The organism is Bacillus sp. mrc49 (assembly GCF_002803435.1).
The window spans coordinates 1-981 of record NZ_PHNG01000127.1; the positions used below are offsets into that span (position 1 = coordinate 1).

The window sequence follows — 981 nt, forward strand, 5'->3', positions numbered from 1 at the left end:
GACGCAAATGAACAAAACACGCACATACGATGCGCCTTTCTTGATGGCGAAGTTCGTCCCGACCAATGCCCCGCATACCATGGCAAGCCCCATCGGAATCCCATAGGCGAAGTTGACGGTTCCCATTGATAAAAAAATGATAAGTGCTGCAATATTGCTGCCAAAGTTCAAGATTCTGGCATTCCCGGCAGCCTGGACAAAATCAAACCCTATGATCAAAAATGAAAATAATAAGAAGGAACCAGTCCCTGGTCCAAGAAACCCATCATAAAACCCAATGGCAAAAATTATGCCAATCAGCAAAAGCATTTTTTTCCTTTTCAGTCCTTTATACTTTGCCTCTTTCCCCCAATCCTTTTTTATCAACGTATAAACTGCGACGATGACCAAAAGGATCAAAATGAGCGGCTTTAGGATCTCTGCGGAAACGAAATGAACAATATAAGCACCCAATGCCGCTCCGATCAAGGTGATGGGAAACAGCTTGATGACGAATTTAAAGTCCACCTTCCCAGCCCTGATGAATGAAATCGTACTCGTCAACGATCCCATCGTCCCTGCAAGCTTATTCGTTGCTAATGCCGCTGAAGGTGAAATTCCCGTAAACAATAAGGCTGGAATCGAGATCAATCCCCCGCCGCCCACAACGGAATCGATGAATGCAGCAACAAAGCCGGCAAGTATTAAAAATAACAACGTATAGAGGTTGATATCCTCCATGTATTCCCCTCCCCCAAAAGCAAAAGCATTACACCTCATTTTTCTCCCAGATGATCGGATAACCACTCCTCTGACGTGACAATGAATCCATGCCGCCTAAGCAAAGCCGCGGTCACTCCATTCCCGGCCCTCTTCTCCCCCATGAATTCACCATTATAAATCGCCGCACTGCCACAGGATGGACTATTTTCTTTTAAAACGACCAGCGTCGCCCCAATCTCCTGGGCTTTCAATAAAGTAAGCTTCGCTCCTTCTATGTAC

2 protein-coding genes are annotated in these 981 nt (G+C 45.7%); both read right to left on the reverse strand.

What is annotated here, in order from left to right:
• Nucleotides 1–720 (reverse strand): TSUP family transporter (locus tag CVN76_RS00870; protein WP_100530090.1); only part of this gene is annotated, 720 nt, incomplete at its 3' end.
• A 35-nt stretch (nucleotides 721–755) separates the two neighbouring features.
• Nucleotides 756–981 (reverse strand): DUF523 domain-containing protein (locus CVN76_RS00875; protein WP_157805397.1); only part of this gene is annotated, 226 nt, incomplete at its 5' end.